Origin of the sequence: Streptomyces sp. NPDC089915 (genome assembly GCF_040684675.1) — a bacterium.
Lineage (GTDB): Bacteria > Actinomycetota > Actinomycetes > Streptomycetales > Streptomycetaceae > Streptomyces.
In genome coordinates, this window is the sequence record NZ_JBFBGN010000118.1 from 1 (window position 1) to 22,234 (window position 22,234).

Genomic DNA, 22,234 nt, shown 5'->3' on the forward strand with positions numbered 1-22,234 from the left:
GTCCACGATCTCCTCCTCGGCCAGCCGGTTCAGGGCGAGCTCCACCATGCCCACCGCGCCCTCGACGATCTGCTTGCGGGCCGCCACGACCGCGCGTCTGGAGCAGCAGCTGGCCGCCCGGCGCGTCGAACGCCCAGGCCGCCAGGAGGCCCATGGCCCCCACGATCCAGCTCAGCATCGCCGCCGCGAGGACCCCCCGCGGCTTCGGGTACTCGACCCGGCTCACCATCAGCCAGGCCACGCCCACGATCGCCAGCAGCGTCGGGACGAACGGCAGCTCCAGCAGCACGATCGAGACGACCGTCAGCGCGCCGAAGGGGCTCGGCATGCCCTGGAACATGCCGTCCTTCATCGTCACGCAGCTGAATCTCGCCAGGCGCAGGACCACCGCGAGCAGCACCACGATGGCCGCCAGCGCCGACACCTTCTGGTGCGCGTCGTCGGCGACCATGCCGTAGACCAGCACGAAGTACGCCGGCGCGAGCCCGAAGCTGATCAGGTCGGACAGGTTGTCCAGCTCGGCGCCCATCGGGGAGCTGCGCAGCTTGCGGGCCACGATGCCGTCGAAGAGGTCGAAGACCGCCGCGAGGAGCATCAGTATCACCGCGGTCGCCGCGCTGTGCCGGGCCATGCCCGACTCGCCGCTGCCGGTGAGGTGCGGGATGAGGATCCCGGTGGTGGTGAAGTACACCGCCATGAATCCGCAGGTCGCGTTGCCCAGGGTGAGGGTGTCCGCTATCGACAGCCGCAGCGAGAGCGGCATGTCGTCCTCGGCGGACTCCTCAGGGGCGGACTCGGGCACCCAGCCGGTGGCAGGAGTCCCGGGGTCAGTCACGGTCAATTCGGGTCACCCCCGCGGTGGTGGCCTGACCGACCTCGACCGCGACCTCGACGCCCTCCGGGAGGTAGATGTCGACGCGGGAGCCGAAGCGGATCAGACCGATGCGTTCGCCCTGCTCCACCTTGGTTCCGGCCGGCAGGTACGGGACGATGCGACGGGCGACGGCGCCGGCGATCTGCACCATCTCGATGTCGCCGAGCTCGGTGTCGAAGTGCCAGACGACGCGCTCGTTGTTCTCGCTCTCCTTGTTGAACGCCGGGACGAACCCGCCGGGGATGTGCTCCACGGACGTCACCGTGCCCGCCAGGGGCGCGCGGTTGACGTGGACGTTCAGCGGGCTCATGAAGATCGCGACGCGGGTGCGCCCGTCCTTCCACGGCATGATGCTCTGCACCACACCGTCGGCGGGCGAGATGACGCGGCCCTGGGCGATCTCGCGCTCGGGGTCGCGGAAGAACCACAGCATGCCCGCCGCGAGCGCGGTGGTGGGCACGGCCACCGCCGCCCAGCGCCCGGACTTGCGGGCCCGGGTCAGGCTGAGGGCCGCGGTGGCAACGGTCGGCAGAAGCCACGGCGATGCTCCGCGCGCGAGGCGTACGCCGAGTCGGCTGTCGCGAGGTGCAGAGGTTTGGCTGTGGGGCATGGATGACCTTCGTAGCGGGTGATTGCCGCGCCGCAAACGGGGGGACGGGACGGCGGCTTTACTGGAATGCTATCGGTTGCGCGCAACAACTGGGCAAGCCAGAAGCCGAGTCGATGCCCCCCAGCCAGTGACTGGCAGTGACTCTCCCACGGAAAACCGTGGGATGAATCACTCCAAAAGGGACTTTCAGCCCTGGACTCGGTACTCCTCGAGCAGGCGGCGCCCGATGATCATTTTCTGGATCTCGGCGGTACCTTCACCGATCAGAAGCATCGGGGCCTCCCGGTAGAGGCGCTCGATCTCGTACTCCTTCGAGAATCCGTAGCCGCCGTGGATGCGGAAGGCATCTTCGACGACCTCCTTGCAGTATTCGGACGCGAGGTACTTCGCCATCCCGGCTTCGAGGTCGTTTCGTTCCCCGGAGTCCTTTTTGTGTGCCGCGTTCACCATCATGGCATGGGCGGCTTCGACCTTGGTAGCCATCTCGGCCAGCTTGAACTGGATGGCCTGGTGCTGGGCGATCGCCTTGCCGAAAGTGTGACGTTGCTGGGCATAAGAGACACCCAATTCGAACGCACGCTGCGCGACGCCGCAGCCACGGGCCGCCACGTTGACGCGGCCGACCTCGACCCCGTCCATCATTTGGTAAAACCCTCGGCCCGTCTGACCCCCGAGGACCCGATTGGCCGGAATGCGCAGTCCGTCCATGATCAGCTCGGTGGTGTCGACACCCTTGTAGCCCATCTTGTCGATCTTGCCCGGGATGGTCAGGCCCGGACGGACCTCACCGAAGCCCGGCTCCTTCTCGACGAGGAAGGTGGTCATCGACTTGTGCGGGGCCGTGCCCTCGGGGTGTCCTTCGTCACTCCGGACCAGAACGGCCACCAGGGTCGACGAGCCGCCGTTCGTCAGCCACATCTTCTGGCCGTTCAGGACGTACTCGTCGCCGTCCTTGACCGCCTTGGACGTGATGGCCGACACATCGGAGCCCAGCCCCGGCTCGGACATCGAGAACGCGCCGCGCACCTCGCCCAGCGCCATGCGCGGGAGGAAGTACTCCTTCTGCTCCTGCGTGCCGTGCTGCTTGAGCATGTACGCCACGATGAAGTGGGTGTTGATGATGCCCGAGACGGACATCCAGCCGCGGGCTATCTCCTCGACGCACAGCGCGTAGGTGAGCAGCGACTCACCGAGACCGCCGTACTCCTCGGGGATCATCAGGCCGAAGAGGCCGAGCTCCTTGAGGCCGTCGACGATCTGCTGCGGGTACTCGTCGCGGTGCTCCAGCTCGGTCGCGACCGGGATGATCTCCTTGTCGACGAACTCCCGGACGGTCTTCAGGATCTCCTGCTGGACGTCGGTGAGCCCGGCGGTCTGGGCGAGTCGTGCCATGGCTACTTCCCCTGTTCCTTCAGCTGAGGCCGGCCGGGCTGCTCGCCGCCGCGCGCCTTGATGTACGTCTCGGTCGGGACCATCACCTTGCGCCGGAAGACGCAGACGAGGGTGCCGTCCTGCTTGTAGCCCTTGGTCTCCACGTACACGATCCCGCGGTCGTCCTTGGACTTCGACGGGGTCTTGTCGAGGACCGTGGTCTCGCCGTAGATCGTGTCGCCGTGGAAGGTCGGCGCCACGTGCCGCAGGGACTCGATCTCCAGGTTGGCGATGGCCTTCCCGGAGACGTCCGGCACGGACATGCCGAGCAGCAGGGAGTAGATGTAGTTGCCCACGACGACGTTCTTGCCGAAGTCGGTCGTGTTCTCGGCGTAGTTGCTGTCCATGTGGAGCGGGTGGTGGTTCATGGTCAGCAGGCAGAAGAGGTGGTCGTCGTACTCCGTGACCGTCTTCCCGGGCCAGTGCTTGTAGACCGCGCCGACCTCGAACTCCTCGTAAGTGCGTCCGAACTGCATGGCCCTACGCCTCCGGGATCTCGAACTTGGTGGTGCGCTCCATGCCCGCGGCGCGGCCCTTGCCGGCGATGACCAGGGCCATCTTGCGGCTGGCCTCGTCGATCATCTCGTCGCCGAGCATCGCGGAGCCCTTCTTGCCGCCCGCCTCGGAGGTGCACCAGTCGTAGGCGTCGAGGATCATCTCGGCGTGGTCGTAGTCCTCCTGCGAGGGGGAGAAGACCTCGTTGGCCGCGTCGACCTGGCCCGGGTGCAGCACCCACTTGCCGTCGAAGCCCAGGGCGGCGGCGCGGCCGGCCACCTCGCGGTAGGCGTCCACGTCGCGGATCTGGAGGAAGGGGCCGTCGATCGCCTGGAGGTCGTGCATGCGGGCCGCCATCAGGATCCGCATCAGGATGTAGTGGTAGGCGTCCGCCGGGTAGCCGGGCGGCTGCATGCCCACGACCAGGGACTTCATGTTGATCGAGGCCATGAAGTCGGCCGGGCCGAAGATGATGGTCTCCAGGCGCGGCGAGGCGCCGGCGATCGCGTCGACGTTGACCAGGCCCTTGGCGTTCTCGATCTGCGCCTCGATGCCGATCTTGCCGACCTCGAAGCCCATGGTCTTCTCGATCTGGGTCAGCAGGAGGTCGAGCGCCACGACCTGCTGGGCGTCCTGGACCTTCGGCAGCATGATGCAGTCGAGGTTCTGCCCGGCGCCCTCGACGACCGTGATCACGTCGCGGTACGTCCAGTGGGTGGTCCAGTCGTTGACGCGCACCACACGGGTCTTGCCGGTCCAGTCGCCGTTGTTCAGCGCGTCCACGATGGTGTGGCGGGCGCCCTCCTTGGCGAGCGGCGCGCAGGCGTCCTCCAGGTCCAGGAAGACCTGGTCGGCCGGCAGCCCCTGGGCCTTCTCCAGGAACCGCGGGTTCGAGCCCGGCACCGCGAGGCAGGAACGGCGCGGCCGCAGCCGGTTCACGGGAGACGTGGGCGTGGTCATGCGGGGACCTCCAGAGGGTCGAGCTTGTTCGCTTTCCGGATCTCGTCGACGATACGGCCGATGATCTCCGTGATACCGAAGTCCTTGGGTGTGAAGACGGCGGCGACTCCGGCCGCCTTGAGGGTGACGGCGTCGGCGTTCGGAATGATGCCCCCGACGATGACGGGGATGTCCCCCGCCCCCGCCGTGCGCAGGCGTTCCAGGACGTCCGGGACCAGCGCGCTGTGCGAACCGGACAGGATGGACAGTCCCACGCAGTGCACGTCCTCGGCCAGCGCCGCCGTGGAGATCTCCTCCGGCGTCAGCCGGATGCCCTGGTAGACCACCTCGAAGCCGGCGTCGCGGGCCCGCACGGCGATCTGCTCGGCGCCGTTGGAGTGCCCGTCCAGGCCCGGCTTGCCGACCAGCAGGCGCAGCCGGCCGGAGCCCAGGTCCTCGGCGGTCCGGGTGACCTTCTCGCGGACGAGGGCCATCGGGGTGCCCTCCTCGGCGGTGACGGCCACCGGGGCGGAGGAGACCCCGGTCGGGGCGCGGAACTCGCCGAACACCTCGCGCAGGGCGTTCGCCCATTCGCCGGTGGTGACGCCGGCCCGGGCGCACTCCAGGGTGGCCTCCATCAGGTTCTCGGTCCCGGCCGCGGCCTCCTTGAGCCGGTCCAGGGCCTGCATCACCGTCGGGAAGACGAACGGGTCGCCCTCGCCCTGGCGGTCCGAGGACTCCTGGCGCTCGGCGCGCCAGCGGGCGATCCGCTCGACGGTCAGGGCCTCCACGGCCCCGTCCACGGTCATGATCGCGCCGTCCAGGTCGGCGGTGAGCGGGTTCTCCTCGGTCTGCTGGAAGCAGTTGACGCCGACGATCTTGTCCTCGCCGGCCTCGATCCGGGCGCGCCGCTCGGCGTGCGAGGAGACCAGCTGGGACTTCAGGTAGCCGGACTCGACGGCGGCCATGGCCCCGCCCATCTCCTGGATCCGGTCGATCTCGGCCAGGCAGTCGGCGACCAGGGAGTCGACCTTGGCCTCGACGACGTGGGACCCGGCGAAGATGTCCTCGTACTCCAGCAGGTCGCTCTCGTGGGCGAGGACCTGCTGGATGCGCAGCGACCACTGCTGGTCCCAGGGCCGGGGCAGGCCCAGCGCCTCGTTCCAGGCGGGCAGCTGCACGGCGCGGGCGCGGGCGTCCTTGGAGAGGGTGACGGCCAGCATCTCCAGGACGATGCGCTGGACGTTGTTCTCCGGCTGCGCCTCGGTCAGGCCGAGGGAGTTGACCTGGACCCCGTAGCGGAAGCGGCGCTGCTTGGCGTTCTCGATGCCGTAGCGCTCCCGGGTGACCTGGTCCCAGATGCGGCCGAAGGCGCGCATCTTGCACATCTCCTCGATGAAGCGGACGCCCGCGTTCACGAAGAAGGAGATCCGGGCGACCACCTCGCCGAAGCGCTCCTCGGGCACCTGGCCCGAGTCGCGCACCGAGTCCAGGACGGCGATCGCGGTGGACATGGCGTACGAGATCTCCTGGACCGGAGTGGCCCCCGCCTCCTGCAGGTGGTAGCTGCAGATGTTGATCGGGTTCCACTTCGGGATGTGGCTGACCGTGTACGCGATCATGTCCGTCGTCAGGCGGAGGGACGGTCCCGGCGGGAAGACGTGCGTCCCGCGCGAGAGGTACTCCTTGACGATGTCGTTCTGGGTGGTGCCCTGGAGCTGCGAGATGTCCGCGCCCTGCTCCTCGGCGGCCACCTGGTAGAGCGCCAGCAGCCACATGGCGGTGGCGTTGATCGTCATCGAGGTGTTCATCTGCTCCAGGGGTATGTCCTGGAACAGCCGCCGCATGTCGCCCAGATGGGAGACGGGGACCCCGACCCGGCCCACCTCGCCGCGGGCGAGGACGTGGTCCGGGTCGTAGCCGGTCTGCGTCGGCAGGTCGAAGGCCACCGACAGACCGGTCTGCCCCTTGGCGAGGTTGCGGCGGTACAGCTCGTTGGACGCCTCGGCCGTGGAGTGGCCGGCGTACGTCCGCATGAGCCACGGACGGTCTTTCTGGCGCTCTGTCATCTCAGGCTGTCCCTCGGGCCCTTGGGGGTCTCAGATGTTGCGGAAGCGGTTGATGGCGTCGATGTGCCGGGCGCGCATCTCGTGGTCGCGGATGCCCAGGCCCTCCTCGGGGGCGAGGGCGAGGACGCCGACCTTGCCCTGGTGGAGGTTGCGGTGGACGTCGTAGGCGGCCTGGCCGGTCTCCTCCAGGGAGTAGACCTTCGAGAGGGTGGGGTGGATCTTGCCCTTGGCGATCAGGCGGTTGGCCTCCCAGGCCTCGCGGTAGTTCGCGAAGTGCGAGCCGACGATGCGCTTGAGCGACATCCACAGGTAGCGGTTGTCGTACTGGTGCATGTAGCCGGAGGTGGAGGCGCAGGTGGTGATGGTGCCGCCCTTGCGGGTGACGTAGACCGAGGCGCCGAAGGTCTCGCGGCCGGGGTGCTCGAAGACGATGTCGATGTCCTCGCCGCCGGTCAGCTCACGGATCTTCGAGCCGAAGCGCTTCCACTCCTTGGGGTCCTGGGTGTTCTCGTCCTTCCAGAACCTGTAGCCCTCGGCGTTGCGGTCGATGACCGCGGTGGCGCCCATGGCCCGGCAGATGTCGGCCTTCTCGGGGGAGGAGACGACGCAGATCGGGTTGGCGCCGCCGGCCAGGGCGAACTGGGTGGCGTAGGAGCCGAGGCCGCCGCTGGCGCCCCAGATGAGGACGTTGTCGCCCTGCTTCATGCCGGCGCCGTTGTTGGAGACCAGCTGGCGGTAGGCGGTGGAGTTGACCAGGCCGGGGGAGGCGGCCTCCTCCCAGCTGAGGTGGTCGGGCTTGGGCATCAGCTGGTTGGACTTGACGAGGGCGATCTCCGCCAGGCCGCCGAAGTTGGTCTCGAAGCCCCAGATGCGCTGCTCGGGGTCGAGCATCGTGTCGTTGTGGCCGTCGGAGGACTCCAGCTCGACCGAGAGGCAGTGCGCGACGACCTCGTCGCCGGGCTTCCAGGCGTTGACGCCGGGGCCGGTGCGCAGGACGACGCCCGCGAGGTCGGAGCCGATGACGTGGTACGGGAGGTCGTGGCGCTTGGTGAGCTCCGAGAGGCGGCCGTAGCGCTCCAGGAAGCCGAAGGTGGAGACCGGCTCGAAGATCGAGGTCCACACGGAGTTGTAGTTGACCGAGGAGGCCATGACGGCGACCAGGGCCTCGCCCGGGCCGAGCTCCGGCACCGGGACCTGGTCCAGGTGCAGGGACTGGCGCGGGTCCTTGTCGCGGCTGGCGAGACCGTCGAACATCGCGGTCTCGTCCTTGTGCACGGTGATCGCGCGGTACGAGTCGGGCAGCGGCAGCGCCGCGAAGTCTGCGGCGGTGGCGGACTGCGACTGAATCGCGTCCAGGATGTCCTTCACGGTGTTGCCTCCGGCTGAGCGCTGTCTGAGGGTGCGCTGAGGGGTACGCGGTACGTGCGTGGGAGCGTGTGGCGGGTGCTGCGAGGTGCCGTCGGTCCGGCGGAGCGGTGGTGCGGCCGCGCCTGTGGTGGGGCGGGCGGGGGGCCTGGTGACGCAGGCATCCGGGGCGCGTTCCGTGCCGGTTGGGCGTGGACCGCGGGGACGTCCGGACGAGACTCAACGTATGGCACCCCGTGTCACTCGGCAAGGCACTGCGTGCCAAGAATTTCTCTCAATTGCCGATTGACCTGCGCATATGAGCGATGATCGATCAGAGTTACCCGCGAGTAGGGGCAACTCGGACAAACGACAGTGGCCGCCCCCGGAACGGGAGCGGCCACTGTGACGAGGGCGACTTACTTGTTCTTGAGCGCTTCTTCGATGGTCCGCATGACCTCGTCCAGCGGGGCGTCGGTCCGGGCCACCGCGACGAGCACCTCGCCCTCGGTGCGCACCGACGTCCGCGGCGCCGCCGTGCCGGCCTGGGAGCGGCCGGCGCCGATCCCGGAGCCGAAGGTCTTGCGGACGATCGCGAAGGCGTGGTCCAGCTGCGCCTCCACGTCCCCCTGGCCGCCGGCCCGCAGCCAGCGCCGCAGCACGTGGTTGTGGGCGGTCACCACCGCCGAGGCGGCCACCTCCGCCAGCAGCGGGTCGTCGTTGCCGTCGTGGTGGTCGGTCTCGTCGAAGTGGGCCAGCAGGTAGCGGGTGAACAGCCGCTCGTAGCGGGCCACGGAGGCGATCTCCCGCTCCCGCAGCGCCGGTACCTCGCGGGTCAGCCGGTAGCGCTCCACCGACACCGCCGGCGAGGCGGCGTACATCTTCATGACTTCCTTGATCCCCCGGCACACCGTGTCGAGCGGGTGCTCGTGCGCCGGGGCCACGTCCAGGACCGCCTCGGCGCGGATCAGGGTGTCGTCGTGGTCGGGGAAGATCGCCTCTTCCTTGGACCGGAAGTGCCGGAAGAAGGTCCGGCGCGCCACCCCCGCGGCCGCGGCGATCTCGTCGACCGTCGTGGCCTCGTACCCCTTCGTCGCGAACAGCTCCATGGCCGCCGCGGCGAGCTCGCGGCGCATCTTCAGGCGCTGGGCGGCCGCCCGGCTGCCCGCCGTGCCCTCCGGGGCGTCGGAGGCCGAGGAGGCGCGGGGTGAGGTCTTGGCGGGCTGGGACATAGAGCGAAAGTACTTCATCCGGGCGGGCGTGCGCTCCGGAGGGGGGTGGGAGGGGGGTGGATGCGGGGGAGGGCCCGCACTGGGCTCGGGAGGGTATGTCCGCCGTGAGGGTCCGGCGGACCCGAGCAGCCCTCCCCACGCATCCTGCTCAGGGCCCGGCCGGGGGTTACCGGCGGGCGTACTCACGGAATCCGCGGCCGGTCTTCCGGCCCAGGCAGCCCGCGGCGACCAGGTGCTCCAGCAGCGGCGACGGGGCCAGGCCCGGGTCGCGGAACTCCTGGTGGAGCACCTTCTCGATGGCCAGCGACACGTCCAGGCCGACCACGTCCAGGAGCTCGAAGGGCCCCATCGGGTAGCCGCCGCCCAGCTTCATCGCGGCGTCGATGTCGTCCAGGCTGGCGTAGTGCTGCTCGACCATCTTGACCGCGTTGTTCAGGTAGGGGAACAGCAGCGCGTTCACGATGAAGCCGGCCCGGTCCCCGCAGTCCACCGCGTGCTTGCGGACCTTCCCGCAGACCTCGCGGACCGTGGCGTGCACGTCGTCGGCGGTCAGGACGGTCCGGACCACCTCGACCAGCTTCATGGCCGGCGCCGGGTTGAAGAAGTGCATGCCGATCACGTCCTGGGGACGCTCGGTCGCCCGCGCCACGGCGATCACCGGCAGCGAGGAGGTGGTGGTGGCGAGCACCGCGCCCGGCTTGCAGACCTTGTCCAGGCCCGCGAAGAGCTCCTGCTTGACGGCCAGGTCCTCGGCGACGGCCTCCACGGCCAGGTCCACCTCGGCGAAGGCCTCCAGCGAACCGGCCGGGGTGATCAGGTCGAGGGTCTGGGCGGCGGCGTCCGCGCTCAGGCGGCCCCTGGACACCGCACGGTCCAGGGACTTCCCGATCGCGGCCTTCGCGGCCTCCGCCTTCTGCGGGCTGCGGGCGGCCAGCACCACCGGGTAGCCGGCCTGCGCGAAGACCTGCGCGATCCCGCTCGCCATGGTGCCCGAGCCGGCCACGCCGACCGAGTGGACCGGACGGCCCGTGCCCAGCAGGGACCCGTCCAGCGGGGTCTGGAGGTCGCGGACCACCACGGAGCTGCCGGGCGCCTCGTACGTGTAGAAGCCGCGGCCGGCCTTCTGGCCGGTCAGGCCCGCCTCCACGAGCTGGCCCAGGATCGGGGCCGGGGCGTGCAGCCGGTCGCCGGAGGAGGCGTACATGGCCTCCAGCACCGTCCGCGCGGTGTCCACGCCGACCAGGTCGAGCAGGGCGAGCGGGCCCATCGGCAGGCCGCAGCCCAGCCGCATGGCCGCGTCGATGTCCTCGCGGGAGGCGTACTTGGCCTCGTACATCGCGGCGGCCTGGTTGAGGTAGCCGAACAGCAGGCCGTCGGCGACGAAGCCGGGCCGGTCGCCGACCGCGACGGGCTCCTTGCCGAGCTCCCGGGCCAGGGCGGTGACCGCCTCGACGGCGGCGGGCGAGGTCAGCACGCTGGAGACGATCTCGACGAGCTTCATCGCCGGGGCCGGGTTGAAGAAGTGCAGGCCCAGGACGCGCTCGGGGCGCAGGGACTCGGCGGCGAGCCGGGTCACGGACAGCGCGTTGGTGCCGGTGGCCAGGACGGCGTCGGGCCGGACGATCGCGTCCAGCTCCTCGAACACCCGGTGCTTGAGGTCGTAGTCCTCCGGGACCACCTCGATGACCAGGTCGGCGTCGGCGGCGGCGGAGAGCTCGCAGGAGGTGCGGAAGCGGGCGAGGACCTCCGCGCGCTCCTGCTCGGTGAGCCGCTCCTTGGCCACCGAGCGGGCCGTGGCGGCCGCGAGGGCCCCGGTGGCCCGGCGGGCGGCCGCCTCGCTGACGTCGATGCCGACGACCTCGCGGCCGGCCCGGGCGAGGACCTCGGCGATGCCGGCGCCCATGGTGCCGAGGCCGACGACGGCGACGGTGCGGAAGGGGGAGGGAGAGGGACTGGACGTGGACGGAAGGTCCATCGCGGGACTCCAGTGGAATGAGGGTGACGACTGGGAAGCGCGCGCGGCGCACGGTGCGCGCGGGGTGCCGTACGGCGGGCGGAGCGGGAGCGTGCGGGAACGCGGTGCGCGACGCCGTGGGCGATGGCCGGGCGCCGGCGCGGTGCGTGGAGAGCCGTACGGGTGTGCCGAACGGGAGTGCCGTGCGGGAAGGACCCGGAGGGTACGCGCCCGGGAGGCGGGCGCGGCGGGCCTGGCGGCACGACCCTGTCCCGGGGTCCTGCCGTGCGTACGGGTGGAGCGGTGAACCGACTGACACGGGGCGGCTGCGTCACCAGGCCGGTCCCGTGCGTGTGGAAGTGACAGTAACGCCGCGGCAACTCGCGCGCCAGAGCGCGGAGATGTGACCTGTACCGCCCAAATGTACCGATCATCGATGATCGATCAGCCGACCGGGCGGAACTCCGCCGAACCGGACGTGGCGGGCCCCGCGGCCCCCTAGGGTGGCCGCGTGAACCAGGTACTGGAGCGCCTGCGGGCGGAGGCGGCCGGGTCGCCCGGGTACGAGGCGCTGCTCGTCGCCGGCCCCGACGGGCTGGCCGACTCGCTGACTTCGGCCGGGCAGCCCCTGTGGGCCCGCGAACTGGCGGCGTACCGGCTGGGCATGGCGCGCGACCGGCGGGCCTTCGAGCCCCTGGTCCTGCTGCTCAACCACCGCGACCCCGCCCGCTGCGAGGCCGCCGCGCAGGCGCTCGGCGTGCTCGGCGACCCGCGCACCGCCCGCGCGGCCGCCGCCCTCGCCACCAACACCCTGCGCACCGCGTACGCCCTGCACCCGGTCCGGCTGCTGGCCGCGCTGCGGGCGCCCGAGTCGGCCCCGGCCCTGATCTCGACCCTGTCGCGGCTGCTGGCCCCGCACGACCCGTACTGGCGGGTGGCCCTGGCCTGCGTCGAGGGCCTGGGCGCCCTGGCCGACGCCCGCGCCCGCGACGTCCTGGTCCGCGCCCAGGCCCACCCCAGACTGGCCCTGGCGGCCACGGACGCCCTCAACCACCTCCAGACCCGCCACCCGGACGCGTAGGCCGGGCGGGTACGGAGTGCGGCTGCGCGGGGACGCCCGGGGGCTCCGCCCCCGGACCCCCGCGCGGCGGGAGCCTCAGCCCCGGAAGCCCAGGAGGCCGTGGAGGGCCGCGCCGCCCGCCGAGGGCGGGACCGCGCGGGTCGCCGCGGCCGGCTTCGGGGCGGGCTGGGCCGGGCAGGTGGCGTCCGAGGCCTGACCCGTCCTCAGGTACGCCGCCAGCTTCTCGTCGAGGCACTTGTTGCCCGCCAGGGCGATCCCGTGGTTGCCGCCGCCCTCCTCCACCACCAGCGCCGAGCCCGCCAGCCGGTGCCGCATGCTCACCGCGCCCTCGTACGGGGTCGCCGCGTCCTCCGTCGCCTGGAACAGCAGCGCCCCCGGCAGCGCCGTGTTCGTCACGTCCGGGGCCTGGAGCGGCTCCGTCGGCCAGAACGCGCACGGCGCGTTGTACCAGGCGTTGTTCCAGGTCATGAACGGCGCCTTCGCGTGCGTGCGCCACATGTCGGCCCGCCACTTGTTCCAGTCCTTCGGCCACGCCGAGTCCCGGCACTGCACGGCCGTGTACACGCTGTACGAGTTGCCCGCCGACGGCTCCACCGCCCCGAACCGCTCGTACGCCGCCACCAGCGGCTTCGGGTCCCCCTTCACCGCGTACGCCGCGAACGCCTCGGCCAGGTGCGGCCAGTAGCCGTTGTAGTAGCCGCCCGGCATGTACGTGTCCTCCAGCTCGGCCGGGCCCACCTTCCCCCCGGCCGGGGTACCGCGCAGCGCCTCCCGCATCCCGTACCAGCGGCGCTCCACGGCGGCCGGGTCGGTGCCCAGGCCGTAGACGGAGTCGTACCGCGCCACCCAGGCCAGGAACGCCTTGTGGCGGGCGTCGAAGGCCTGGTCCTGGGCCAGGTTGTCCTCGTACCAGACGCCGCCCGGGTCGACCACGGAGTCCAGCACCAGGCGGTGCACCCGGTCCGGGTACAGCTTCGCGTACACCGCGCCCAGGTAGGTGCCGTAGGAGTAGCCGAAGTAACTGACCTTCGACGCCCCCAGCGCCGTCCGCAGCACCTCCAGGTCGCGGGCGGCCGAGACGGTGCCCACGTACGGGAGCACGTCCGCGTGCTTGTCCCGGCAGGACTCGGCGAAGGAGCGGACCCGCTCCAGGTTGGCCCGCTCGGTCGCCGCGTCCCGGGGCACCGAGTCCGGCCGCACCGGCTTGAAGTGCCCGGCCCCGCAGTCCAGCGCGGGCTCGCTCTTGCCCACGCCCCGCGGGTCGAAGCCGATCACGTCGTACTGCGCCGCCACGTCCTTGGGCAGGGCGGAGGCGACGAACCCGGCCAGCGCCCGGCCGCTGCCGCCCGGACCGCCGGGGTTGACCAGCAGCGGGCCCTGGGAGGCGGAGGCGGTGTGCGGGACCCGGGTCAGGGCCAGGGAGATCTGCCGCCCGGCGGGCCGGTCGTGGTCGAGGGGGACCCGGAGGGAGGCGCACTGCAGCGTCGGGTAGCGGGGGGTCGCGCAGCCGGCCCAGCGCAGCCCGGCCGCGGCCGGGGCGGGCGCCGGGGCGGCGGTGACGGGGCTCGCGAGCGCGGCGGCGACGGTGGAGATCGCCAGCAGGACGGCTGCGCGCTTCTTCGAGGGACGGATCATGTGGCCTCCCAGCCGAGGGTTCTGGGCGGAATCGTCCCGGAAACCGCGTCCGGAAAGCGGGATTGGGCCCTCTATTGGCCCGATGTGATGACCCGTCGGGCGGCGTCCGGGTCACGGACCGCCCCGCCAGGCGGCGGCGCCACCCCCGCCCCGGGCCGCAGATGGAGTACCGCGGGTGTCACGCGGACACCGCCCGGCCGGGCGGACCGCCCCCTCCGGCCCGGCCGCCGGCCCGCACCCCGGATTTGGGCGGCCGCCCCGGAGGTGGTTGGCTTGCCGCGAAAAGTGGACACAACTGCTGGAGGAACAGGCATGGCGCAGGTCGAGGCCGTCACGGAGCGCATCATCGGGGCCGACGCGGAGACCGTCTTCGACGCGCTGGCCGACTACACCGGCACCCGGGGCAAGCTGCTCCCCGAGCACTTCAGCGAGTACGAGGTGCGCGAGGGCGGCGACGGCGAGGGCACCCTCGTCCACTGGAAGCTCCAGGCCACCAGCAAGCGCGTCCGCGACTGCCTGCTGGAGGTCACCGAGCCCACGGACGGCCAGCTCGTCGAGAAGGACCGCAACTCCTCCATGGTCACCACCTGGACGGTGACCCCGGCCGGCGAGGGCAAGTCCAAGGCCGTCGTCAGCACCGTCTGGAACGGCGCGGGCGGCATCGGCGGCTTCTTCGAGCGCACCTTCGCGCCCAAGGGCCTCGGCCGCATCTACGACACCGTCCTCGACAACCTGGCCCGCGAGGTCGAGGCCTGACCGGACCCGGCGGCCGCCGTCAGGGCAACTCCCCTGACGCGGCTCACCGGTTCGGGTGGATTTCCCGGACCCGGGCGGCACGTACCCGCCACCCCGGCGCCGCGCGCGTCCAGCCCGGCACCCGCGCCCCGCGCGGGTCCGGGCGTGGCCCCCGGGCCGGGGCGCGGCCGGGCCGCTAGGGTGGGCCCCCTGTCGACCCGACCCACCGGGGGCCCGATGAAGATCCTCATCTCAGCCGACATGGAAGGCGCCACCGGCGTCACCTGGCCCGCCGACGTGCTGCCGGGGACCCCGCAGTGGGAGCGCTGCCGGGGCATGTTCACCTCCGACGTGAACGCCGCCGCACTCGGCTTCTACGACGGCGGCGCCGACCGGGTCCTCATCAACGAGGCCCACTGGACCATGCGCAACCTGCTGCTGGAGAAGCTCGACGCCCGCGCCGAGATGATCACCGGCCGGCACAAGTCCCTCTCCATGGTCGAGGGCGTCCAGCACGGCGACGTCGACGGAGTCGCCTTCGTCGGCTACCACACCGGCGCCGGAGCCGAGGGCGTCCTCGCCCACACCTACCTCGCCAACTCCCTCACCGGCGTCTGGCTCGACGGGCTGCGCGCCAGCGAGGGCGTGCTCAACGCCCACGTGGTCGCCGAGTACGGGGTCCCCGTCATCCTCGTCACCGGCGACGACCTGACCTGCGCCGACGCCGCCGGCTACGCCCCGGACGCGCGCACCGTCGCCGTCAAGGACCACGTCTCGCGCTACGCGGCCCTCTGCCGCACGCCGGCCCGTACCGCCGCCGACATCCGCGCCGCCGCCACGCAGGCCGTGGGGCTCGCCGTCCGGCACGAGCCGGTGCGCGGCGGGCCGCACACGATGGAGGTGGAGTTCGACGCGGAGCACCTGTCGATGGCCGCCACCGTCGTCCCCGGCGTCGAACGGACCGGCGAGCGCCGGATCGCGTACACCAGCGCGACCATGTACGAGGCGATCCGGACCTTCAAAGCGGTCACCACGGTCGTCTCAGCGGCTCTGGAGGAGCAGTATGGCTGACACGCAACGGCTGGACGGCGGCCCCGGCACCACCCTCACCGGCCGGGCGTCCCCCGCCGAGGCGCTCGACGCGGCCGCCTTCGACGAGGTCGTCGCCTTCACCTCCGAGCTCATCCGCATCGACACGAGCAACCGGGGCGGCGGCGACTGCCGGGAGCGGCCCGCCGCCGAGTACGCCGCCGAGCGGCTCGCCGCCGCCGGGCTGGAACCCGTCCTCCTCGAACGCACCCCCGGCCGCACCAACGTGGTGGCCCGCGTCGCGGGCACCGACCCCTCCGCGCCCGCCCTCCTCGTCCACGGCCACCTCGACGTGGTCCCCGCCGAAGCCGCCGACTGGAGCGTGGACCCCTTCTCCGGCGAGGTCCGCGACGGCGTGGTCTGGGGCCGCGGCGCTGTCGACATGAAGAACATGGACGCGATGGTCCTGGCCGTCGTACGGTCCTGGGCGCGCACCGGGACCCGCCCGCGCCGCGACCTCGTCATCGCCTTCACCGCCGACGAGGAGGACAGCGCCGTCGACGGCTCGGGCTTCCTCGCCGACCACCACCCCCACCTCTTCGAGGGCTGTACCGAGGGCCTCAGCGAATCCGGCGCCTTCACCCTGCACACCGGATCCGGCCGGCCCCTCTACCCCATCGCCGCCGGCGAACGCGGCACCGCCTGGCTGAAGCTGACCGCCCGCGGCACCACCGGACACGGCTCCAAGCCCAACCGGGCCAACGCCGTCACCCGGCTCGCCGCCGCCGTCGCCCGCATCGGCGCGTACGAGTGGCCGCTGCGCCTCACCGACACCGTCGCCGCCTGCATCACCGAACTCGCCGCCCTCCAGGGCCTGTCCGTCGACCCCCGCGCCCCCGGCTGCGACCTCGGGGCGGTCCTCGGCCAACTCGGCCCGGCCGCCGGGCTGGTGGAGGCCACCCTGCGCAACAGCGCCAACCCGACGATGCTCAGCGCCGGTTACAAGCTCAACGTGATCCCCGGCCAGGCCGTCGCCCACGTCGACGGCCGCACCCTGCCGGGCGGCGAGGCCGAGTTCGCCGCCGTCCTCGACGAACTCACCGGCCCCGACGTGGACTGGGAGTTCCACCACCGCGAGGTCGCCCTCGAAGCCCCCGTGGACGGTGGGACGTACGCGGTCCTGCGCGAGGCCGTCGAGCACTTCGACCCCGCCGGGCGCGCCGTGCCCTTCTGCATGGCGGGCGGCACCGACGCCAAGCAGTTCTCCCGGCTCGGCATCACCGGCTACGGCTACTCCCCGCTCCGGCTCCCCCCGGGCTTCGACTACTGGGCCCTCTTCCACGGAGTGGACGAACGGGTCCCCGTCGACGCCCTCCACTTCGGGGTCCGGGTCCTGGACCGCGCCCTGCGGAACCTGTGATGGGGGCCCGCTGATGGCGGCGGCCGCCGCCTGCGCCCCCTACGGCAGCTGGCCCTCACCGCTCGCCGCCGCCCACGCGGCCGCCCACGACGGACGCCCCGAGTACCTCGGCGCCATCGGCCCCGAGGTGTGGTGGACGGAGCCCCGCCCCGAGGAGGGCGGCCGCCGCACCCTGGTGCGCCTGCCCGCCGGCGGGGGCCCCGCCCGGTCGGTGCTCCCCGCCCCCTGGAACGTGCGCAGCCGGCTCACCGAGTACGGGGGCCTGCCCTGGGCGGGCGCCGAACGGGCCGCCGGGGGACCGCTGGTGGTGTTCGTCCACCACGCCGACCAGCGGCTGTACGCCTACGAGCCCGACGCCCCCGGCGCACCCCCGCCCCGCCCGCTCACCCCGCTCTCCCCGGTCGGCGGCGGGCTGCGCTGGGCCGACCCGGTGCTGCGGGGCGGCGAAGTGTGGTGCGTGCTGGAGGAGTTCACCGGCCCCGCCCCCGGCGACGTGCGCCGCGTCGCGGCCGCCGTCCCGCTGGACGGCTCCGCCGCCGCCGACCGGTCCGCCGTACGGGAGCTCACCGGCGACCGGCACCGCTTCCGCACCGGCCCGAAGCCCTCCCCGGACGGGCGCCGCGCGGCCTGGCTGGTGTGGGACCACCCCCGGATGCCCTGGGACGGCACCGAGCTCCAGCTGGCCGACGTCCGCCCCGACGGCACGCTCGGCCCGCCCCGCACCGTCCTCGGCGGCCCGGACGAGGCCGTGGCGCAGGCGGCGTGGGCGGCCGACGGGAGCCTCCTCGCGGTGAGCGACCGCAGCGGCTGGTGGAACCCGTACCGGGTGGACACCGCCGGCGCCGCGCCCGCCAACCTGTGCCCCCGCGAGGAGGAGTTCGGCGGACCCCTGTGGAAGCCGGGGCTGACCTGGCTGGCCCCGCTCCCCGACGGGCTGCTGGCCGTCCTGCACGGCCGGGGCTCCTGCGTCCTCGGCGTCCTCGACCCCGACAGCGGCGACCTGGTGGACGCCGCCGGGCCGTGGACGGCCTGGCAGCCGGGCCTGGCCGTCAGCGGCACCCGCGTCTACGGGGTCGCGGCCAGCCCGCGCAGCGCGTACGAGGTCGTCGAGCTGGACACCGCCACCGGGCACGCCCGGGTGGTCGGCGCCCGGGCGGCGGACCCGGTGGACCCCGCGTACTACCCCGAACCGCAGAGCCGGACCTTCCCCGGCCCCGGCGGCCGCGAGATCCACGCCCACGTCTACCCGCCCCACCACCCCGCCCTGCGGGCCCCCGCGGAGGAGCCGCCCCCGTACGTGGTGTGGGCGCACGGCGGGCCGACCGACCACGTACCGCCCGTACTGGACCTGCACATCGCCTACTTCACCTCCCGGGGCATCGGGGTCGTCGAGGTGAACTACGGCGGCTCCACCGGCTACGGCCGGGCCTACCGCGAGCGGCTGCGCGAGCAGTGGGGCGTGGTCGACGTCGAGGACTGCGCGGCCGTCGCCCGCGCCCTGGCCGACGAGGGCACCGCCGACCCGGCCCGGCTCGCGATCCGCGGCGGCAGCGCGGGCGGCTGGACCGCGGCCGCCTCCCTGGCCGCCACCGGCCTCTACGCCTGCGCGGCGGTCATCTACCCGGTCCTGGACCTGCGCGGCTTCGCCGCCGAGACCCACGACCTGGAGTCCCACTACCTCCACGGCCTCGCGGGCCCGCCGCAGACCCTCGAACTGCGCTGCCGCGAACGCTCGCCCGTGGCCCGCGCCGACCGGATCACCGCCCCGTTCGTCCTGCTCCAGGGCCTGGACGACCCCGTCTGCCCGCCCGCCCAGGCGGAACGCCTGCTGGCCGCCGTACGGGCCCGCACCCCCGTCGTCCCGCACGCGTACCTCACCTTCGAGAGCGAAGGGCACGGCTTCCGGCGGGCGGAGACGATGGTACGGGCGCTGGAGGCGGAACTCTCCCTGTACGTCCAGGTCTTCGGCCTGGACCGGACGGACGTGCCCAGGCTGGAGCTGCGGCGCGACTAGGGATCAGGGGCCGACGGGCGTGCGGCGGTGCCGGGGGCGCCGGTCAGATCGTGACCGGGCCCTTGGCGGTGGCGAACTCGACCGAGACCAGGCCCGGTTCCTCGTCCTCGGCCCAGGTGACGTCGATCTGGTCGAGGGGGTGGTCGGCCGGTTCGCCGAGGAATTCGGCGATGGAGGCCGCGTCCCCGGCGATGGAGACCCCGTGGATGGTGGTGGAGGTCCGCGGGTCGGCGCTCGGGCGCTCCTCGTCGGGGACCAGCCACTGGAGGAAGTACGGCAGTTGCGGGTCCTCCATCAGTTCCAGCAGGCCGATCTGCTTCCACCTCAGGTCGAACCCGTCGGGGCGGACCCGGTGCCCCTCGGCCGAGGTGCGGCCGAGCCGGGCCTCGACCGGGGCGATGTCGTCGACGGAGACCACCCAGCCGAGCCAGCCGCCGCCCTCGGCGGCGCGGCGCGCGACCGCCCGGCCGAAGGGCGCGCGGTCGGCGGCGGGGTGGTCGAGCGTGGTGACGACCTCGACGTAGGTGCCGCCGCTCAGCGGGAGGATGAAATTACGGGTGCCGAACCGCGGGTGCACGCCCCCGTCCACGAACCCGGCGCCGAGGGCCGATCCGATCCACTGAACGGTCGAGACGAAGCTGTCGCGGGCCACCGCATAGGACACGTGATCAAGTCGCACCGCGCCATCATGGCCCGACGACCCGCACAAGTCCCGCCGCCACGCCAGCCGCCCGGTCCGTCCGCAGCCAGACCCGCAGCGGGCCGATCGGGCTGAAGCCGGCGCGGAGGGCGGCGTCCAGGTCCCCGCCGTGCTCGTAGCCCACGACCGGCAGCCCCGGCCAGTGGCGTGCCGACGCGTCGAGGGCGGCCGCCCAGGCCCCGTCGGCGTCGGCCGGGGCGGCGGCGAACACGTTCGACACGCCCACCACGCCGCCGCCGGAGGAGAGCACCGCCCCGGCCGTGATCCGGCCCCCGTCACGGCCCGCCAGGAAGACGATCCCCTCCCGCAGCAGCCCGGCGTGGAAGGTCCCCCCGCCCTCCCCGTCCCCCCAGGCCGCCTCCCAGTCCGCCAGCTCCCCGGGGCCCTCGACCTCGTCCCACTCCAGCCGCCCGCCGGCCGGCGCGGCGGCGGGCCCGGCCGGGCGGTGGATCCACCGGGCCTCGAACAGCACCTCGAACCCGGCCGGGCCCAGGTCGAGCGAGGCGAAGCTGTCCTTCACCGAGCGGCCGGTCCCGGCGGTGCCGACCCCGGCGAGCACCTCGGCCGCGGAGGCCTCCGGGGCCAGGGTCACGGCGTCCGGGTACAGCGGCGGAGTGGGCCGCCGGCTGCTCCAGAGGGAGGCCGAGAAGCGGCCGCCGCCGCACACGGCGGCGCACCACTCGGCGTTGTTGCGGGCGGCGGCGCGCAGGAGTGCGGGGCCGGGCGGGGTGGTGGTCATCCGGGGATGCTGCCACAGGGCCGTAGCCTGGGGCGATGCCATATTCCACGTACGTGGCGGAAGGCCCGCGGGTCGGCCTGCGCCCCTTCCGGCCCGCCGACGGACCGGAGTTCACCGCACGGGTCCGCGAGAGCCGGGCCCTGCACCGGCCCTGGCTGTTCCCGCCGGACACGCTCGAGGAGTACGCGCCGTACGCGGCCGCCCTGGCGGAGGGGGAGAGGCGGGCGGGCTTCCTGGTCTGCGAGCGCGACGGCGGGGCGGTCGCCGGGTTCATCAACGTCAACAACATCGTCCGGGGCGCCTTCCGGTGCGGGGCGCTGGGGTACGGGGCGTTCGCACACGCCGCGGGGCGCGGGCTGCTGGGCGAGGGCCTCGACCTCCTCCTGGCCCACGCCCTCGGGTCCGGCCTGGGGCTGCACCGGCTGGAGGCGAACGTCCAGCCGGGGAACACGGCCTCGATCGCCCTGGTGCGCGGCAGGGGGTTCCGGCTGGAGGGCCTCTCCCCGGACTTCCTCCACGTGGCGGGGGCCTGGCGGGACCACGAGCGGTGGGCGATCACGGCCCCGGCGGACTGACGGCGCGCCGCCGCGCGGAGCCCCGCCCCGCCCCGCGCCGCCCGGCGGACACGCGTGCGGGTGCGCGGCGCTTTGCGTAATCCTGACCGGTGGTGATGTGCGGAACCCCTGTGCACCGGCGGTGGCGGCGTGTTCCATTCCCCCATGGCCACCACCGTCCGACGTGTCCCACTGACCCTCCCCGCCGCCCCCCTGGGCCCCGACAACCCGCTGCCCGCCCTGCGCGCCCCCGACGGGGTGCACGACCTGGACGAGCGCTCGCGCGAAGGGCTGCCGCGCGACATGGCCCGCCAGATCGGGTACGAGCCGCTGCGCTCCCTGCTGCCCGTCCGGATCCGCGACGGCTACGGACGGCAGCGCGCGGAGCGGGAGTTCGAGGCCGTCGTCATCGAGAACGGCAGGCTGCGCGCCACCGTCCTGCCCGGGCTCGGCGGGCGCGTCCACTCCCTGGTCCACCTCCCCACCGGCCGCGAACTCCTCTACCGCAACCCGGTGTTCCAGCCGGCGAACTTCGCCCTCAACGGAGCCTGGTTCTCCGGCGGCATCGAGTGGAACATCGGCGCGACCGGCCACACCGCCCTGTCCTGCGCCCCGCTGCACGCGGCGCTCGTCCCGGCGCCCGACGGCGGTGTGATGGTGCGGCTGTGGGAGTGGGAGCGGCTGCGCGACCTGCCGTTCCAGGTGGACCTGTGGCTGCCGGAGGACTCGGACTTCCTGTACGCCGCCGTCCGCGTGCGCAATCCGCACGAACGCCCCGCCGCCGTCTACTGGTGGTCCAACACCGCCGTCCCCGAGAACTCCGGCACCCGGGTCCTCGCCCCCGCCGAGGAGGCCTGGCACTTCGGGTACGAGCGGGCGCTGCGGCGGATCCCCGTACCGAGGTGGGAGGACGCCGACCGGACGTACCCGCTCGACAGCACCTACCCCGCCGACTTCTTCTACGAGGTCGAGCCCGAGGCCGCCGCCCGCCCCTGGATCGCGGCCCTCGACGCCGACGGCCACGGCCTGGCGCAGGCCTCCACGGGGCTGCTGCGCGGGCGCAAGCTGTTCGTGTGGGGCGCGGGCCCCGGCGGCCGGCGCTGGCAGGAGTGGCTGACGGAGCCCGGCACCGGCGGGTACGCGGAGATCCAGGCCGGGCTGGCCCGCACCCAGCTGGAGCACGTACGGCTCGACGGGGGCGCGGAGTTCAGCTGGCTGGAGGCGTACGGGCCGTTGTCCGCCGAGCCCGGGGCGGTGCACGGCGCCGACTGGGCGGCGGCCCGCACGGCGGCCGGGGCGGCACTGGACGCGGCGCTGCCGCCCGGCACCCTGGACGCGGCGCACGCGGCCTGGCGGGTCGGGTTCGGCATCGGCGCACC

Annotated in this window: 19 protein-coding genes; 7 read left to right on the forward strand and 12 right to left on the reverse strand. The window is 73.0% G+C overall.

All coding sequences use genetic code 11. The features are described from left to right. From pssA to AB0O29_RS27240, 9 genes are all read right to left on the reverse strand, one after another. Window positions 1-802 (reverse strand): CDP-diacylglycerol--serine O-phosphatidyltransferase (gene pssA / locus AB0O29_RS27200; protein ID WP_365156263.1); only part of this gene is annotated, 802 nt, incomplete at its 3' end. A gap of 25 nt (window positions 803-827) precedes the next feature. Next, window positions 828-1,484 carry a phosphatidylserine decarboxylase gene (locus tag AB0O29_RS27205; RefSeq protein ID WP_045951332.1) on the reverse strand — a complete coding sequence of 219 codons (657 nt, stop codon included), beginning with the start codon at window positions 1,482-1,484 and terminating at the stop codon, window positions 828-830. A 186-nt stretch (window positions 1,485-1,670) separates the two neighbouring features. Then, window positions 1,671-2,876: an acyl-CoA dehydrogenase family protein gene (locus AB0O29_RS27210; RefSeq protein WP_365156215.1), complete on the reverse strand. Its 1,206-nt coding sequence runs from the start codon at window positions 2,874-2,876 to the stop codon at window positions 1,671-1,673. A gap of 2 nt (window positions 2,877-2,878) precedes the next feature. After that, complete coding sequence (locus AB0O29_RS27215) at window positions 2,879-3,391, reverse strand: MaoC family dehydratase (protein ID WP_344166408.1); 513 nt, start codon at window positions 3,389-3,391, stop codon at window positions 2,879-2,881. A gap of 4 nt (window positions 3,392-3,395) precedes the next feature. Further along, the gene (locus AB0O29_RS27220) at window positions 3,396-4,370 is read right to left on the reverse strand and encodes a CoA ester lyase (protein ID WP_365156219.1); all 975 of its coding nucleotides are present in this window, start codon (window positions 4,368-4,370) and stop codon (window positions 3,396-3,398) included. Further along, window positions 4,367-6,418 (reverse strand): protein meaA, encoded by a 2,052-nt coding sequence (locus AB0O29_RS27225; protein WP_365156222.1) that lies wholly within the window; start codon window positions 6,416-6,418, stop codon window positions 4,367-4,369. The genes AB0O29_RS27220 and AB0O29_RS27225 overlap by 4 nt, the downstream gene beginning before the upstream one ends. Before the next feature lie 30 nt (window positions 6,419-6,448). Continuing rightward, window positions 6,449-7,786: a crotonyl-CoA carboxylase/reductase gene (gene ccrA, locus AB0O29_RS27230; RefSeq protein WP_365156225.1), complete on the reverse strand. Its 1,338-nt coding sequence runs from the start codon at window positions 7,784-7,786 to the stop codon at window positions 6,449-6,451. 395 nt (window positions 7,787-8,181) lie between these two features. Continuing rightward, entirely contained in the window at window positions 8,182-8,994 is an 813-nt protein-coding gene (locus AB0O29_RS27235) for a TetR family transcriptional regulator (RefSeq protein WP_365156228.1), read from the reverse strand. A gap of 166 nt (window positions 8,995-9,160) precedes the next feature. After that, on the reverse strand, window positions 9,161-10,969 hold the full coding sequence (locus AB0O29_RS27240; protein WP_365156231.1) for a 3-hydroxyacyl-CoA dehydrogenase family protein: 1,809 nt from the start codon (window positions 10,967-10,969) through the stop codon (window positions 9,161-9,163). Window positions 10,970-11,459: 490 nt separating this feature from the next. Here AB0O29_RS27240 and AB0O29_RS27245 point away from each other — a divergent pair, with 490 nt between their 5' ends. Further along, the gene (locus tag AB0O29_RS27245) at window positions 11,460-12,029 is read left to right on the forward strand and encodes an adenylosuccinate lyase (RefSeq protein ID WP_365156234.1); all 570 of its coding nucleotides are present in this window, start codon (window positions 11,460-11,462) and stop codon (window positions 12,027-12,029) included. Between the two features lie 75 nt (window positions 12,030-12,104). Here AB0O29_RS27245 and AB0O29_RS27250 read toward each other — a convergent pair whose 3' ends face one another. After that, window positions 12,105-13,664, reverse strand: a complete 1,560-nt coding sequence (locus AB0O29_RS27250; protein ID WP_365156237.1) for an alpha/beta hydrolase — start codon at window positions 13,662-13,664, stop codon at window positions 12,105-12,107. Window positions 13,665-13,976: 312 nt separating this feature from the next. Here AB0O29_RS27250 and AB0O29_RS27255 point away from each other — a divergent pair, with 312 nt between their 5' ends. From AB0O29_RS27255 to AB0O29_RS27270, 4 genes are all read left to right on the forward strand, one after another. Continuing rightward, window positions 13,977-14,420, forward strand: coding sequence for an SRPBCC family protein (locus AB0O29_RS27255; protein WP_365156240.1), 444 nt, complete (start codon window positions 13,977-13,979; stop codon window positions 14,418-14,420). A gap of 216 nt (window positions 14,421-14,636) precedes the next feature. Then, window positions 14,637-15,470: a M55 family metallopeptidase gene (locus AB0O29_RS27260; protein ID WP_365156243.1), complete on the forward strand. Its 834-nt coding sequence runs from the start codon at window positions 14,637-14,639 to the stop codon at window positions 15,468-15,470. Beyond that, window positions 15,463-16,848 carry a M20/M25/M40 family metallo-hydrolase gene (locus AB0O29_RS27265; protein WP_365156246.1) on the forward strand — a complete coding sequence of 462 codons (1,386 nt, stop codon included), beginning with the start codon at window positions 15,463-15,465 and terminating at the stop codon, window positions 16,846-16,848. The genes AB0O29_RS27260 and AB0O29_RS27265 overlap by 8 nt, the downstream gene beginning before the upstream one ends. Window positions 16,849-16,861: 13 nt before the next feature. Then, on the forward strand, window positions 16,862-18,862 hold the full coding sequence (locus tag AB0O29_RS27270) for a prolyl oligopeptidase family serine peptidase (RefSeq protein WP_365156249.1): 2,001 nt from the start codon (window positions 16,862-16,864) through the stop codon (window positions 18,860-18,862). A gap of 43 nt (window positions 18,863-18,905) precedes the next feature. Here AB0O29_RS27270 and AB0O29_RS27275 read toward each other — a convergent pair whose 3' ends face one another. Together AB0O29_RS27275 and AB0O29_RS27280 are read right to left on the reverse strand one after the other, a co-directional pair. After that, on the reverse strand, window positions 18,906-19,541 hold the full coding sequence (locus AB0O29_RS27275; protein WP_365156251.1) for a VOC family protein: 636 nt from the start codon (window positions 19,539-19,541) through the stop codon (window positions 18,906-18,908). 7 nt (window positions 19,542-19,548) lie between these two features. Beyond that, a complete protein-coding gene (locus tag AB0O29_RS27280; protein WP_365156254.1) occupies window positions 19,549-20,301 on the reverse strand; it encodes a hypothetical protein in 753 nt (250 codons plus the stop codon). 35 nt (window positions 20,302-20,336) lie between these two features. Here AB0O29_RS27280 and AB0O29_RS27285 point away from each other — a divergent pair, with 35 nt between their 5' ends. Together AB0O29_RS27285 and AB0O29_RS27290 are read left to right on the forward strand one after the other, a co-directional pair. After that, a complete protein-coding gene (locus AB0O29_RS27285) occupies window positions 20,337-20,876 on the forward strand; it encodes a GNAT family protein (RefSeq protein ID WP_365156257.1) in 540 nt (179 codons plus the stop codon). 144 nt (window positions 20,877-21,020) lie between these two features. Further along, window positions 21,021-22,234 (forward strand): DUF5107 domain-containing protein (locus AB0O29_RS27290; RefSeq protein WP_365156260.1); only part of this gene is annotated, 1,214 nt, incomplete at its 3' end.